This is a genomic window from Streptomyces sp. NPDC086989 (assembly GCF_044745505.1).
Taxonomy (GTDB): Bacteria; Actinomycetota; Actinomycetes; order Streptomycetales; family Streptomycetaceae; genus Streptomyces.
The window spans coordinates 132603-145676 of sequence record NZ_JBIVAL010000002.1; the positions used below are offsets into that span (position 1 = coordinate 132603).

The following is a 13074-nucleotide window of genomic DNA, read 5'->3' on the forward strand; positions in this document are numbered from 1 at the left end:
GGCCGTCCGAGTGGGCATGGTTGGATGCCAGTAGGAGTGTCCGCAAGGCTGCACCGTTGTCCCCCAGCCACCGCTGGGAGGTGCCCCCAGGCAGGCGGGAATTGTGAGGATCTTCGGGAAGGTACGGCATCGGCCCTCCGCCTCGTGGCGGCAGGCCACCGACCGCGCGTTCACGCTGATCGGCGACGGGCGGTACGAGGACGCGGGCGCGCTGCTCACCAGAGCCGCGGACCTGGAGCCCTGGCTGTCCGAGTCCTGGTTCAACCTCGCGCTGCTGCACAAGTTCCGGCACGACTGGGAGCAGGCGCGGGCCGCCGGCCTGCGCGCCGTGGCCCTGCTGGACCGCGAGACCGGCGCCCCCGACTGGTGGAACGTCGGGATCGCCGCGACCGCACTGCAGGACTGGCCGCTGGCCCGCCGGGCCTGGCAGGCGTACGGGCTGAAGGTGCCCGGGGACCCGCACGGCCAGGGCGCCCGCCCCGCGAAGGGCGGAGGCGAACCCGTCGGCATGGAGCTCGGCAGCGCCGCCGTGCGGCTCTCGCCCGAGGGCGAGGCCGAGGTCGTGTGGGGCCGCAGGCTCGATCCGGCCCGCATGGAGGTCCTCTCGATCCCGCTGCCCTCCTCGGGGCGGCGCTGGGGCGAGGTCGTCCTGCACGACGGGGTCCCGCACGGCGAGCGGGTCACGGCGGCCGGTCCCTCGTACCCGGTCTTCGACGAGATCGAGCTGTGGGCGCCCTCCCCGGTGCCGACCTGGGTGGTGCTGCTGGAGGCGGCCACCGAGGAGGACCGCGACGCACTGGAGCAGCTCGCCTCGGACGCGGGGTTCGCCGCCGAGGACTGGTCGTCCTCGGTGCGGCTGCTGTGCCGGACCTGCTCGGAGAGCGTGATGCCGAGCGGCGAGGGCGACGGGGAGCACCTGGACCCGCACGACCACAGCGAACCGGGGCACCCCGGCCCGCTGGGGCACCGGACGAACGGCTCCGGCGCCCTGTGGGTCCCCGAGCGCGAATGCGGCATCGCGGCGCCGGCCGGCCTGGTGCGCGGACTGCTCGACGGGTGGGTCGCGGACAGCCCGGAGACCCGGGAATGGCGGGATCTCGAAGAGGTCTGCTGACCGGCACCGTAGGCTGTACCGGCACATTGTGAACGGGTGGACTTACGGAAGGCGTACGGCGGACATGGCGCAGCAGGAGAACGAGGTCGTCGAGGTCGTGAACGACGGGTACGTCGTGGACACCGAGGACTGTGAGGCGCGCGAGCTCGCCCACCGCGAGCGCGGTACCGCCCGCCCGATCACGGTGGTCGGCAACCCCGTGCTGCACCGGGAGTGCAAGGACGTCACCGAGTTCGGCGACGAACTGGCGCAGCTGATCGACGACATGTTCGCCAGCCAGAAGGCCGCCGAGGGCGTGGGCCTGGCCGCGAACCAGATCGGCGTGGACGCCAAGGTCTTCGTGTACGACTGCCCGGACGACGACGGCGTGCGCCACACCGGTGTCGTGGTCAACCCGAAGCTGGTCGAGCTGCCGGCCGGCTCCCGCGTGCTCGACGACTCCAACGAGGGCTGCCTGTCGGTCCCGACCGCCTACGCCTCGCTGGCCCGCCCGGACTACGCCGAGGTGACCGGCCAGGACGCCCAGGGCAACCCCATCAAGGTGCGCGGCACGGGCTACTTCGCCCGCTGCCTCCAGCACGAGACGGACCACCTGTACGGGTACCTGTACATCGACCGCCTCTCGAAGCGAGACCGCAAGGACGCCCTGCGCCAGATGGAAGAGGGCACCCCGCGCTACGAGACGGTCCCGAACGCGTAGCCCCTGGCCCGGGCCCTGGCCCCGGACCAGGGCCCGCCCCGCACGCCGGAAGGCGTCGGGGCCGGGCCCGGGGCGGCGGCCGCCCTTAGCTCGTGTCGTCGAAGTCCCGTCTGGCCGGGGCCACTTCGACGACACTCCCTAGGCGCGGCCCAGCAGCAGCCGCAGATCCTCCGGCAGGGGCATCGGCGTCGAGATGCCCGCCGCCGTGCGCCCGGTGTTGCCGTACGGCACGCGCCCGGTGAGGGACCCGGCCCCGGCCACCAGGATCCGCACCACCTGCCCCACCGTCTCCGCCCGGTCCCGGCAGCGCACCGCGAGCCGGAACATGTGCCAGTGGGCACGGGTGTGGGGCCAGGCCCAGGCCTGGGAGATGATGTGCGCCCGCTCCAGGGCGGTCCACATGGCCCGGGTGTCGGGCGCCGCGTCGCGGGCGCGGCGCAGCTCGTCCTCGAAGGCCCTGCGGACGGCGGCCGGCATGGTCTTGCCCGTACAGGCGGCCACGCACTTCCTGATCGTTTTCCTCATGCGTCCACGGTGGCGCCGCGGGGCCCCGCGGCGCTTGAACGAACCTGCTACATCCACTGGACGGTGCGGGTGAAGTCCGACGGCGCGATCCCGAACATCCGCCGCCACACGCGGCTCAGATGCGCACCGTCCGCGAAGCCGGCGCCGTGCGCCGCGTCCGTCAGGGAGTGCCCCTGGGAGGAGAGTTCGGCGGCCCGCATCAGCCGCAGCCACAGCACGTACGGCCGGAACGGCAGCCCGAGTTCCGCCCGGAACAGGTGCGCGAGGCGGCTCTCCGACAGGCACGCCACCTCCGCCGCCCGGGACAGCCGCACCGGCTCACGGCCGGGCAGCCACTCCAGCACCCGCGCCAGCCCCGGATGCGCCGCCGCGAGGGGCTGCGGCGCTCCGGGCAGTACGGCGTCCAGCGCGCACGCCGCCTCGAAGGCGTCGGCGGGCAGGGCGTCGGCCGGTACGAGGTCGCCCGCGTCCCCCGCCAGCTCCGCGAGCCGCCGCCCCGCGGAGGAGAGCGGGTCGTAGTGCAGCACCACCCCGCACGACACCCCGCGCAGCACCGCGTGACGCACCCCGGCCGGGACCACGTACGCCCGGCACCCGAAGGGTTCCCCGTCCGGCCCGGCCATCACGAGCTCGTCGCCGCCCAGCGCCGCGATGACCTGGACGGAGTGGTGCGCGTGTGCACCGGCGGACCCGACGGCGCCCCCGTACAGCAGGCCTCCAGGCCGCAGCCGGGTCCGTCCCGCCCACCCGCCGGCGGTCATGCCGAGGGCCCCGGGCACGACGAAGCGCCCCCGCCCGAGAACCCGGAGGACCGGGTGTTGCTCCCCATGGGCGGGGACGCTATCAAGCCGTGCCGGTGGCGGCCGGAGGGGACTTAGAAGTCCTCGTCCAGGTCGACCGTGCCCTCGACCGCGACCTGGTAGGCCGACGGGCGGCGCTCGAAGAAGTTCGTCAGCTCCTGGACGCCCTGGAGCTCCATGAACGAGAACGGGTTCTGCGAGCCGTACACCGGCGGGAAGCCGAGGCGGACCAGACGCTGGTCCGCGACGCACTCCAGGTACTCGCGCATCGACTCGGTGTTCATGCCCGGCAGGCCGTCACCGCACAGGTCGCGGCCGAACTGCAGCTCCGCCTCCACGGCCTCCTTCAGCATGTCCGTGACCTGCTGCTGGAGCTGCTCGTCGAAGAGCTCCGGCTCCTCCTTGCGGACCGTGTCCACGACCTCGAACGCGAAGTTCATGTGCATGGTCTCATCACGGAACACCCAGTTGGTGCCGGTGGCCAGGCCGTGCAGCAGACCGCGCGAGCGGAACCAGTACACGTACGCGAAGGCGCCGTAGAAGAACAGGCCCTCGATGCACGCCGCGAAGCAGATCAGGTTCAGCAGGAAGCGGCGGCGGTCGGCCTGGGTCTCCAGGCGCTCGATCTTCTCGACCGAGTCCATCCACTTGAAGCAGAACTGCGCCTTCTCGCGGATCGACGGGATCTCCTCGACCGCGTCGAAGGCGGCCGCGCGGTCGTCCGGGTCGGGCAGGTAGGTGTCGAGCAGCGTCAGGTAGAACTGGACGTGCACGGCCTCCTCGAACAGCTGGCGCGACAGGTACAGGCGCGCCTCCGGGGAGTTGATGTGCTTGTAGAGCGTCAGCACCAGGTTGTTCGAGACGATCGAGTCGCCCGTCGCGAAGAACGCGACCAGACGGCCGATCATGTGCTGCTCGGCGGGCGTCAGCTTCGCGAGGTCCGCGACGTCCGAGTGGAGGTCGACCTCCTCGACGGTCCAGGTGTTCTTGATCGCGTCCCGGTAGCGCTCGTAGAAGTCCGGGTAGCGCATGGGGCGCAGCGTCAGCTCGAAGCCCGGGTCCAGGAGGTTCTTCTTGTCGGTGGAGCTCATTACTGGCAGGCCTCGCAGGACTCGGGGTTCTCAAGGGAGCAGGCGAGCGCTTCCGCGGCCGCGGCCTCGGCGGCGGCGTCGGCCAGGGGGAGCGCTGCGGGGGTGGCCGCCTGCGCGGCGCGGGCGATCTTCGTCGCCGGGCGCGAACGCAGGTAGTACGTGGTCTTCAGACCCTGCTTCCAGGCGTACGCGTACATCGAGGACAGCTTCCCGATGGTGGGGGTCTCCAGGAACAGGTTCAGCGACTGCGACTGGTCGAGGAACGGCGTACGGGCCGCCGCCATGTCGATCAGACCGCGCTGCGGGATCTCCCACGCCGTGCGGTACAGCTCGCGCACCTCGGCCGGGATCCAGCCGAAGCCCTGGACCGAACCGCTGGAGTCGCGCAGGGCCTCGCGGGTCTGCGCGTCCCACACGCCGAGCTTCTTGAGCTCCTCCACCAGGTAGCCGTTGACCTGGAGGAACTCGCCCGACAGCGTCTCGCGCTTGAACAGGTTGGAGACCTGCGGCTCGATGCACTCGTACACACCGGCGATCGAGGCGATCGTCGCCGTCGGGGCGATGGCGAGGAGCAGCGAGTTGCGCATGCCGGACTTCGTGACGCGGGCGCGCAGGGCGTCCCAGCGCTCCGGCCAGTTCAGCTCGGTGTCGTAGTGGTCGGGGTGCAGGACACCGCGGGCCGTGCGGGTCTGCTCCCAGGCCGGGAGCGGGCCGCTGCGCTCGGCGAGGTCGCAGGAGGCCTCGTACGCGGCCAGCATGATCCGCTCGGAGAGCTTGGTGGACAGCGCCCTCGCCTCGGGGGAGTCGAACGGCAGCTTCAGCTTGAAGAAGACGTCCTGGAGGCCCATCGCGCCCAGGCCCACCGGGCGCCAGCGGGCGTTGGAGCGGCCGGCCTGCTCGGTCGGGTAGAAGTTGATGTCGACCACGCGGTCGAGGAAGGTCACGGCGGTGCGGACGGTCTCGTCCAGCCGCTCCCAGTCGATGTCACCCGTCTCGGGGAGCACGAAGGCGCCGAGGTTGACCGAGCCGAGGTTGCAGACGGCGGTCTCGCCGTCGTTGGTGACCTCGATGATCTCGGTGCACAGGTTCGAGGAGTGGACGACGGTGCCCGGCTCGGCGGTCTGGTTCGCCGTGCGGTTGGAGGCGTCCTTGAAGGTCATCCAGCCCTGGCCGGTCTGCGCGAGGGTGCGCATCATCCGGCCGTACAGGTCACGCGCGGGCATCGTCTTGCGGGCCAGGCCCTCCGCCTCGGCCTTGCGGTAGGCGGCGTCGAACTCGTCGCCCCACAGGTCGACCAGCTCGGGCACGTCGGCCGGGGAGAACAGCGACCACTCGGAGTCCGCATTGACGCGGCGCATGAACTCGTCCGGCACCCAGTGCGCGAGGTTCAGGTTGTGGGTGCGGCGCTGGTCCTCGCCGGTGTTGTCGCGCAGCTCCAGGAACTCCTCGATGTCCGCGTGCCAGGTCTCCAGGTAGACGGCGGCGGCGCCCTTGCGGCGGCCACCCTGGTTCACGGCGGCGACGGAGGCGTCGAGGGTCTTCAGGAACGGCACGATGCCGTTGGAGTGGCCGTTCGTACCGCGGATCAGCGAACCGCGGGCGCGGATGCGCGAGTACGACAGACCGATGCCGCCGGCGTGCTTCGACAGGCGCGCGACCTGGTGGTAGCGGTCGTAGATCGAGTCGAGCTCGTCCAGCGGGGAGTCCAGCAGGTAGCAGGAGGACATCTGCGGGTGCCGCGTGCCGGAGTTGAACAGCGTGGGGGAGGACGGCAGGTAGTCGAGGCGGCTCATCAGCCGGTACAGCGAGGCCACTTCCTCGACGGCCTGGACGCTGTCGTTCTCGGCGAGACCGCACGCCACGCGCAGCATGAAGTGCTGCGGGGTCTCGATCACCTGACGGGTGATCGGGTGGCGCAGCAGGTAGCGGCTGTGCAGGGTGCGCAGGCCGAAGAAGCCGAAGCGGTCGTCGGCGCCCTCGGCGAGCGTGTGCTCGACCAGCGCGTCCAGGCGGCCCGCGTGCAGCTCCACGAACTCGGCGGTGCGGTCCGCGATCAGGCCCTCGCGGTGACCGACCGCGACGGAGGCGGAGAAGGAGGTGGCCCCCTGGCCGGCGGCCTCCTCGGCGACGGCCAGCGTCAGCAGCCGGGCGGCGAGCCGGGAGTACGCCGGGTCCTCGGAGATCAGACCGGCGGCGGCCTCCGTGGCCAGGGCGCGCAGTTCGGCCTCGTCGGCGGCGGCGCTGCGCCCGCGCAGCGCGGCGGCGGCGACCCGGCCCGGGTCGGTGTCGGGGAGGTCGGCCGTCAGCTCGGTGAGGGTCCGCAGCAGTGCGGCCCCAGGTCCCCCGGTCTCGATTCCGGTGTCGGACGGGTCGGACTCGGCGCGCGGTGCGGAAGGCGCGATGGTCACGGGGGGAGCTCTCCCTCGCTCGGCTCCGGGACACCTGCGGTGCGGGCGCGAGCGGGCGCGTGCGGGCATGACGGGGCAGCACCGCGCGGCGTCCACCGGCCCAACCGCGAGGCCCGGACGTATCGACACCCGGTTCGGTCGAGCCGGGCGCACTGTCGGCAGGTCATCGGACTTGCGGTGACACCAATGGGTGTACTTCATACCGTTGCGGGACAGTTCCGGATTCCCACCGGATTCCCCTGCGACGACAGCGAGGACGAGCATACATGTGGGGGCCGCGTCCTGCGCGACCCCCTAGATGTTGTGTCGGCGTGGCTACAGATCGAGACCGTACGTGAGCAGAGGGAGGCCGGGGACGGGCTCCCAGTCGCGTGCGGGCGTACGGACGAAACCGAGCCGTTCGTAGATCCGGTGGGCGCCGGTCATGTCGTCCGTGGTGGACAGCACGAGGCGCCGCACGCCCTCGATCGCCCGGGCGCGGTCGATGCACGCCCGCACGAGGGCCTCCCCGGCGCCCCGCCCGCGGCCCTCCCGGGCGACCGCCAGCATCCGGAACTCGGCCTCGTCGGCTCCGGCGATGTCGCACAGCGGGCTCCCGGGCGCGGCGAAGGCCACACCGCCGAGGAGCCGGCCGTCGCCCGCCGCGGCGACGAGTATCACCCCGTCGGCCGCCCGCCCCGCCACGTCCCGCAGCCGCGCGAGGTACGGATCGTCCTCGCCGAACGTCAGCAGCCCGTCCCCGAGGTAGGCCTGTGCGGTGATCTCCCCGAGCGTCCCGTACTCCGCCGCCAGCGCTTCCCTGATCACGATGTCCATGCGGTCGAGTGTGCCGGACGGCTGTCGGTGCCCGGCGCTATCGTCGAAGGCAGCACCGTCGAGGAAGGCGAGCGAGGCATGACCGTGATGACAGACCGGCCCCAGATGCTGACCGAAGAGTTCGAGACCGTGGCGCGGATTGCCGCCAGAGAGGTCGAGGGGCTGCGGTTCGAGTTCATCAACGGGAAGCTGGGTGTCAAGGCGGTGCCGGACGGGGGCCACGGGGCGATCATCGAGTGGTTGACGCGGATCTGTATGCAGTCCCGGCCGGAGTTGTGGCTCTTCGCCGAGCAAGGCATCAAGATCCAGCAGTACCGCGGCGGCCGTGCTCGGCCCGACGGTCTCCTGGCGCCGAGCGGCTCCATCGCCGGGCAAGGGGAGTGGGTCGATCCCGAGCCGGCCCTCATGGTCGTGGAGGTGACCTCGTACGACACCGACACCGACACGGACGCGCGCGACCGGCACGAGAAGCCCCGCGGCTACGCGGAGACGGGCATTCCGGTGTACTTGCTGATCGACCGGGACGCCTGCGAGGTCACCGTCCACAGTGAGCCGGACGGCAGCCGTTACGAGAGTGTCCGCACCGTCCCCTTCGGCAAGGACATTGCACTTCCCGAACCCGTCGGCATCGCTCTGCGGACCGAGCCCCTCAAGGACTGGGTGCGCTGACACGCACCACGTGAAGGGCCCTGCCGGATGTCGGCGGGGCCCTTCACTCGCGTCTCAGCAGCAGCCGAACCCCTCCCGGGGATCGGCCTCGCGCGCGTCCGTGCGGGCGCGTTCGAAGGCCCGGCGGGTCAGGACCTCGGCCCCGGGGTCGTGCGAGCGGGCGTGCGCGACGTACCGGTCGTACGCCGCCTCGCCCGAGAACTCCCGTACGAAGTACCTCGCCTTCGCCAGCGCCCCGCGGACGCCGCTCACGCCACCGGCTCCTTCGCGCGGCCGCCGCCCGAGTCCAGGCCGGCGGCGGCGAGCTCGGCCCGCTCCTCGGGCGTCGCGATGAGCCCCGCCGGAGCGATGATCTTCGACTCGGTCCACGGGACCTCGGCCAGGCTGACCGACTCCGGGCTGCGGACCGCCTTGAGGCAGGTCCGCGCCGCGTCCAGGAGCACGATGACGATCAGCGCCGCGAAGAGCGCCGACAGCACGCCGTCGACCGTGGCGTTGGTGACGATGGTGTGCATCTCGCCCGCGTCCTTCGCGGGCGGCAGCACCTTCCCGGCATCGATCCCGGCCTGGTACTTGTCGCGCTGGGCGAAGAACCCGACCTTCACGTCGTCGGAGAACACCTTCTGGTAGCTCGCGGTGAGCGTGACGGCCACGTCCCACGCCAGCGGGACACCGGTCACCCAGGCCCACTTCAGCCGCCCGGACTTGACCAGCAGCGTGGTGCAGACGGCCAGCGCCACCGCGGCGAGGAGCTGGTTCGCGATCCCGAACAGCGGGAACAGCTGGTTGATGCCGCCCAGCGGGTCCTTGACGCCGACCCACAGGAAGTAGCCCCAGCCGCCCACGACCACCGCGCTCGCCAGCCACACGCCCGGCTTCCAGCTGACGTCCTTGAAGGGCTTGTGCAGGTTGCCGAGGGTGTCCTGGAGCATGAACCGGCCGACCCGGGTGCCCGCGTCGAGGGTGGTCAGGATGAACAGGGCCTCGAACATGATCGCGAAGTGGTACCAGAACGCCTTCATCCCGGCGCCGCCGAGCACGGACGAGAAGATCTCCGACATTCCGAGTGCGAAGGTCGGCGCGCCGCCCGTCCGGGACAGCAGGCTGCTCTCCTCCACGTCCTTCGCGGCCTGTGTGAGGAACTCGGGCGAGATGGCGAAGCCGAAGTGGGTGACGGCCTGTGAGGCGGTGTCGACGGTGGTGCCGATGACGCCGGCGGGGGAGTTGACCGCGAAGAACAGGCCGGGCTCGATGATGGTGGCCGCGATGATCGCCATGACGGCGACGAAGGACTCGGTCAGCATGGCGCCGTAGCCGATGACCCGGACCTGGGTCTCCTTCTGGATCATCTTCGGGGTGGTGCCGGAGGAGACCAGCGCGTGGAAGCCGGACAGGGCGCCGCAGGCGATGGTGATGAACACGAACGGGAACATCGACCCGGCGAAGACCGGTCCGTCCCCGCGGGCGGCGAAGTCGGTGACCGCGGGCATCTTCAGGGTCGGCATCGCCAGGACCACGCCCACCGCCATGAGCGCGATGGTCCCCACCTTCATGAAGGTGGACAGGTAGTCGCGGGGCGCGAGGAGCATCCACACCGGCAGCACCGAGGCGATGAAGCCGTAGGCGACCATCCAGAGGACGAGCGTCTCCTTCTCCAGCGTGAAGGTGCTCGCGAACGAGGACTCGGCGACCCAGCCGCCCGCGACGATGGCGAGCAGCAGCAGGGCGACGCCGATGACGGAGATCTCCGTGACCCGGCCCGGGCGCAGCACGCGCAGGTAGAAGCCCATGAAGAGCGCGATCGGGATGGTCATGCCGATGGAGAAGACGCCCCACGGGGAGTGCGCCAGGGCGTTGACGATGACCAGGGCGAGCACCGCGAGCAGGATGATCATGATGGCGAACACGGCGACCAGGGCGGCGGCTCCGCCGACGGGGCCGATCTCGTCCCGGGCCATCTGGCCGAGGGAGCGCCCGTCGCGACGGGTGGAGAAGAAGAGGGTGACCATGTCCTGGACGGCGCCCGCGAAGATGACGCCGGCGACGATCCAGATGGTGCCCGGCAGGTACCCCATCTGCGCGGCGAGCACGGGACCGACGAGCGGGCCGGCGCCGGCGACGGCGGCGAAGTGGTGGCCGAACAGCACCCGGCGGTCGGTGGGGTGGAAGTCGACACCGTTGTCGAGGCGTTCGGCCGGGGTGGCCCGCGTCTTGTCGACCCTCAGGACGCGGTCGGTGATGAAGCGCGCGTAGAAGCGGTAGCCGATGGCGTACGACCCCAGCGCGGCGGCGAGCAGCCACGCGGCCGAGATCTCCTCGCCGCGCGAGAGGGCGAGGATGCCCCAGCCGAGGGCCCCGATGAGACCGACGAGGACCCAGACGGCGACCGACTTGGGGGTCATGCCCCCGGAGCTCCCCGGCGCGGAGGGCGAGTCCGTGCCCGGACTCGCCGCGTCCCGTTCTGTACCTGTTGCTTCCGGTTCCGGCATGATCCTCGTCCCCTCGTTGATCATCTGCATAAGCGCAGGGAATCTACGGGGGCCCGCCCGGTGAACGTAAGCCCCCGTCCGTATAGCGGAACGAGAGTCAACTACGAATCAGACGGCGGGGCGCTGGAGTCGCGCCACGAACTTGTAACGATCGCCGCGGTACACCGAGCGCACCCACTCGACGGGTTCGCCGTCGGCGTCGAGCGAGTGCCGGGAGAGCATCAGCATCGGCAGGCCGACGTCGGTGCCCAGCAGACCCGCCTCGCGCGGGGTGGCCAGGGAGGTCTCGATGGTCTCCTCGGCCTCCGCGAGCCGTACGTCGTACACCTCGGCGAGCGCGGTGTAGAGGGAGGTGTACTTGGCCAGCGAGCGGCGCAGCGCGGGGAACCGCTTGGCCGAGAGGTGCGTGGTCTCGATGGCCATGGGCTCGCCGCTGGCCAGCCGCAGCCGCTCGATGCGCAGCACCCGGCCGCCCGTGGCGATCTTGAGGAGTCCGGCGAGGGTGTCGTCGGCCGTCACGTAGCCGATGTCGAGGAGTTGGGAGGTGGGCTCCAGCCCCTGGGCCCGCATGTCCTCCGTGTACGAGGACAGTTGGAGCGGCTGCGAAACCTTCGGTTTCGCGACAAAGGTGCCTTTGCCCTGGATGCGCTCCAGCCGGCCCTCGACGACCAGCTCCTGGAGTGCCTGGCGCACGGTGGTCCGCGAGGTGTCGAACTCGGCCGCGAGCGTGCGCTCCGGCGGCACCGGCGTGCCGGGGGGCAGTGTCTCGGTCATGTCGAGCAAGTGCCGCTTGAGTCGGTAGTACTTGGGCACGCGCGCCGTGCGAGTGGCTGCCCCGCCCTCCGGCTCCGTGGTCGCCCCTTCGGTGGACATCGCCGCCCGCCTTCCCGACTCCAGTTTCGCTGCCGTCACCGGCTCCTCCGATATGTGCGGTCACATCGTGACACGGGCGGGAGGACAGGCCTCCTCCCTCCCCCAGGTGTCGGTCCGGTAACGGACCGATCACCCGCTCATTAGACCCTTGACACCCCTAAAGGTCTAGGCCAAGCTCCGGTTACTGGTCTAAACCAATATGGATCAGATCCCGGCCCCAGGGCAGTACTTGGTGCATGTCACCGCGGCGGGCGAGGGAAGGTGCAGGCAGCATCCCTGAGGAGGGTGGCGTGAAGCGCAAGCTCATCGCGGCGGTCAGTGTCGCGGGCATGATGGCCGGTGTCGCGGCGTGCGGCAACGGCGGCGACGACAAGGGGAAGACCGACGCGGGCGGCGCCAAGGAGATCACCGTCTGGGTGATGGACGGCTCCGCACCCAAGGCCTGGATCGACGCGGTCAACGCCGAGTTCTCGGCCAAGCACCCGGGTGTCACGGTAAAGGTCGAAGAGCAGCAGTGGAAGGGCATCCAGGAAAAGGTCACCACGGCCCTCTCCGAGAACACCCCGCCGGACGTCCTCGAGCTCGGCAACACCCAGACCGCCGGCTACGCCGTCACCGGCGGCCTCGCCGACCTCACCAAGGACAAGGCCAAGCTCGGCGCCGACGCCTGGCAGAAGGGCATGCTCGCCTCGGCCGAGTACGACGGCAAGCTCTACTCCGCTCCCTGGTACGCGGCCAACCGCGTCGTCGTCTACGACAAGAAGGCCTTCGCCAAGGCCGGTGTCACCCCGCCGACCACCCGCGACGAGTGGATCGCCGGCCTCGACAAGCTGAAGGCCGCCGACCCGTCCACGCAGCCGATCTACCTCCCGGGCCAGAGCTGGTACGTCCTCGCCGGCTTCATCTGGGACGAGGGCGGCGAACTCGCCGTCAAGGACGGCGGCAAGTGGAAGGGCGGCCTCGGCACGCCCCAGGCCGCCTCCGCGATGGACTTCTACAAGAAGCTCCAGGCCTACTCCACCGCCCCGAAGGACAAGGACGAGGCCACCCCGCAGCAGTCCACCGACATCGTCCCCAAGGGCGGCGTCGCCTCCTGGATCGGTCTCGGCTGGGAGGCCGGCGGTGCGGAGAAGGCCCTGAAGGACGCGGGCAAGGAAGCCGACTTCGGCTACTTCCCGATCCCGGGCAAGACCGCGGACAAGCCGGGCACCGTCTTCCTCGGCGGCTCGAACCTCGCCGTCGCCGAGCGCTCCAAGAACAAGGAGCTCGCCAAGGAGTGGCTGGCCCTCGCCGCCGGCAAGGACCAGATGACGAAGTACGCCGCCGAGGTCAAGGGCGCCCTGCTCCCCAACCAGGCCGGCGCGAACTTCGCCCCCGCCGCGGGCTCCTTCGCCGAGGCGATGGGCAAGGCCGGCGTCAACGGCCGCATCACCCCGGTCACCCCGGGCTGGGCGAACGTCGAGACCGAGCCCAACCCGCTCAAGGAGTTCATGACCAAGGTCCTGAAGGGTGAGGACGCCGCCAAGGCGGGCGCGGACGCGGACAAGGAAATCGCGAACCGCATCAACAAGTAGCACAGCACGCAGCAC

At 70.9% G+C, this 13074-nt stretch carries 12 protein-coding genes and 1 riboswitch; of the genes, 4 read left to right on the forward strand and 8 right to left on the reverse strand.

Annotation, left to right across the window (positions count from 1 at the left end; genetic code table 11):
* Positions 1 to 103: 103 nt before the first annotated feature.
* Positions 104 to 1114, forward strand: coding sequence for a tetratricopeptide repeat protein (locus tag ACIPK4_RS04325; RefSeq protein WP_402309189.1), 1011 nt, complete (start codon positions 104 to 106; stop codon positions 1112 to 1114).
* 64 nt (positions 1115 to 1178) lie between these two features.
* Entirely contained in the window at positions 1179 to 1814 is a 636-nt protein-coding gene (def, locus tag ACIPK4_RS04330; RefSeq protein ID WP_054223128.1) for a peptide deformylase, read from the forward strand.
* Positions 1815 to 1952: 138 nt separating this feature from the next.
* On the opposite strand, the gene ACIPK4_RS04335 is transcribed toward def, so the two are convergent.
* The 5 genes from ACIPK4_RS04335 to ACIPK4_RS04355 all read right to left on the reverse strand — a co-directional run bounded on the left by ACIPK4_RS04335 (position 1953) and on the right by ACIPK4_RS04355 (position 7454).
* Positions 1953 to 2339: a DUF3703 domain-containing protein gene (locus ACIPK4_RS04335; RefSeq protein ID WP_402309191.1), complete on the reverse strand. Its 387-nt coding sequence runs from the start codon at positions 2337 to 2339 to the stop codon at positions 1953 to 1955.
* A gap of 47 nt (positions 2340 to 2386) precedes the next feature.
* Complete coding sequence (locus tag ACIPK4_RS04340; RefSeq protein WP_402309193.1) at positions 2387 to 3100, reverse strand: helix-turn-helix domain-containing protein; 714 nt, start codon at positions 3098 to 3100, stop codon at positions 2387 to 2389.
* A 113-nt stretch (positions 3101 to 3213) separates the two neighbouring features.
* Entirely contained in the window at positions 3214 to 4230 is a 1017-nt protein-coding gene (locus ACIPK4_RS04345; RefSeq protein ID WP_054223127.1) for a ribonucleotide-diphosphate reductase subunit beta, read from the reverse strand.
* Positions 4230 to 6638, reverse strand: a complete 2409-nt coding sequence (locus ACIPK4_RS04350; RefSeq protein WP_402309195.1) for a ribonucleoside-diphosphate reductase subunit alpha — start codon at positions 6636 to 6638, stop codon at positions 4230 to 4232. The genes ACIPK4_RS04345 and ACIPK4_RS04350 overlap by 1 nt, the downstream gene beginning before the upstream one ends.
* Positions 6639 to 6777: 139 nt before the next feature.
* A riboswitch (cobalamin riboswitch) is annotated at positions 6778 to 6919 on the reverse strand.
* A 34-nt stretch (positions 6920 to 6953) separates the two neighbouring features.
* Positions 6954 to 7454: a GNAT family N-acetyltransferase gene (locus tag ACIPK4_RS04355; protein ID WP_054223125.1), complete on the reverse strand. Its 501-nt coding sequence runs from the start codon at positions 7452 to 7454 to the stop codon at positions 6954 to 6956.
* Between the two features lie 78 nt (positions 7455 to 7532).
* On the opposite strand from ACIPK4_RS04355, the gene ACIPK4_RS04360 reads away from it, so the two are divergent.
* A complete protein-coding gene (locus ACIPK4_RS04360) occupies positions 7533 to 8123 on the forward strand; it encodes a Uma2 family endonuclease (protein WP_402309198.1) in 591 nt (196 codons plus the stop codon).
* A gap of 54 nt (positions 8124 to 8177) precedes the next feature.
* Here the strand turns inward: ACIPK4_RS04360 and ACIPK4_RS04365 are convergent, their stop codons facing one another.
* The 3 genes from ACIPK4_RS04365 to ACIPK4_RS04375 all read right to left on the reverse strand — a co-directional run bounded on the left by ACIPK4_RS04365 (position 8178) and on the right by ACIPK4_RS04375 (position 11485).
* On the reverse strand, positions 8178 to 8375 hold the full coding sequence (locus ACIPK4_RS04365; RefSeq protein ID WP_402309199.1) for a CstA-like transporter-associated (seleno)protein: 198 nt from the start codon (positions 8373 to 8375) through the stop codon (positions 8178 to 8180).
* A complete protein-coding gene (locus tag ACIPK4_RS04370) occupies positions 8372 to 10525 on the reverse strand; it encodes a carbon starvation CstA family protein (protein ID WP_402309201.1) in 2154 nt (717 codons plus the stop codon). Before ACIPK4_RS04370 ends, ACIPK4_RS04365 begins: the two co-directional genes overlap by 4 nt.
* 195 nt (positions 10526 to 10720) lie before the next feature.
* Positions 10721 to 11485 carry a GntR family transcriptional regulator gene (locus ACIPK4_RS04375; RefSeq protein ID WP_030153577.1) on the reverse strand — a complete coding sequence of 255 codons (765 nt, stop codon included), beginning with the start codon at positions 11483 to 11485 and terminating at the stop codon, positions 10721 to 10723.
* Positions 11486 to 11775: 290 nt separating this feature from the next.
* On the opposite strand from ACIPK4_RS04375, the gene ACIPK4_RS04380 reads away from it, so the two are divergent.
* Positions 11776 to 13059: an extracellular solute-binding protein gene (locus tag ACIPK4_RS04380; protein ID WP_402309202.1), complete on the forward strand. Its 1284-nt coding sequence runs from the start codon at positions 11776 to 11778 to the stop codon at positions 13057 to 13059.
* Positions 13060 to 13074 lie beyond the last annotated feature (15 nt).